This is a genomic window from Bradyrhizobium sp. CCBAU 65884 (assembly GCF_028128835.1).
GTDB lineage: Bacteria > Pseudomonadota > Alphaproteobacteria > Rhizobiales > Xanthobacteraceae > Bradyrhizobium > Bradyrhizobium ottawaense.
Map to the genome: position 1 here is coordinate 1 of NZ_LBJU01000028.1, position 1,135 is coordinate 1,135.

Annotated in this window: 1 protein-coding gene; it reads right to left on the reverse strand. The window is 61.6% G+C overall.

Annotated features, from left to right (window positions below):
* Positions 1-1,119 carry an IS630 family transposase gene (locus XI03_RS01590; RefSeq protein WP_271591100.1) on the reverse strand — a complete coding sequence of 373 codons (1,119 nt, stop codon included), beginning with the start codon at positions 1,117-1,119 and terminating at the stop codon, positions 1-3.
* Between the last annotated feature and the right edge of the window lie 16 nt (positions 1,120-1,135).

The window sequence follows — 1,135 nt, forward strand, 5'->3', positions numbered from 1 at the left end:
CTAGTGTCTTGAACCAGAAGTTCGCAACATCGGGTCTTGTTTTTCCGGGGCACTGTAACGACAGAAGCGCTCGATGGAAGCAAGGATGTCGTCGGCGGATTTGGTCCATCGGAACGGTTTCGGATCGGCGTTGTGTCGTTCGATGAATGAGGTGATGTCTGCCCTGAGGGCGGCTACGCTGCGATAGACGCCGCGCCTGATCTTCTTATCGGTAAGAAGAGCGAAGAAGCGCTCGACCTGATTGAGCCATGACGAACTGGTCGGGGTCAGGTGCACATGCCAGCGCGGCCGTTTAGCCAGCCATTTCCGGATCAGCGGAGTCTTGTGGGTGGCATAGTTATCCATGACGAGATGGACGTCGAGTTGGCGGGGCACAGCGGCCTCGATCTCGTCCAAGAACTTGCGGAACTCGGCGGCACGGTGCCGTCCGTAGCACTTGCCGATAACCCGTCCGGTCGCAATGTCGAGGGCGGCGAACAGCGATGTGGTGCCGTGTCTTTTGTAATCGTGGCTCCTTCGGGCCGGCTGGCCGGGACGCATTGGCAACATCGGCTGACTGCGGTCCAACGCCTGGATTTGCGACTTTTCGTCTACACACAGAACGATGGCGTGTGCCGGCGGCGAGACGTAAAGGCCTACGACATCGCGCACCTTGGCCACGAAGTTCGGATCGGTCGAGAGCTTGAACGTCTCCATCCGGTGCGGCTGGAGGCCGAAGGCCCGCCAGATGCGTTGTACCGTCGATACGGATAGGCCGCTCGCCTTCGCCATGTCCCGGGAGCTCCAATGAGTGGCGTTCTCAGGGCAACTCTCCAACGTTCTCACGATCACGGCTTCGATGCGGGCGTCGTCAATCGTGCGAGGCGCGCCGGAGCGCGGCTCATCATGCAGCCCGGCCACGCGCTGCACCACAAAACGTCGTCGCCACTTGCCTACTGTGCCCCGCTCCAGGCCTAGCTTGGCCGCCACGTCCTTGTTCTGACCACCTTCCGCGCAGGTCAGCACGATCCGGGCTCTCAAAGCCAGCGCCTGCGCCGTCTTCCGCCGCTTCGTCAGCGACGTCAGTTCGGCGCGCTCGTCATCGCTCAATATCAGGGGGGCAAGTTGCTGGACCGCCATCGGAGACTCCGTCGCT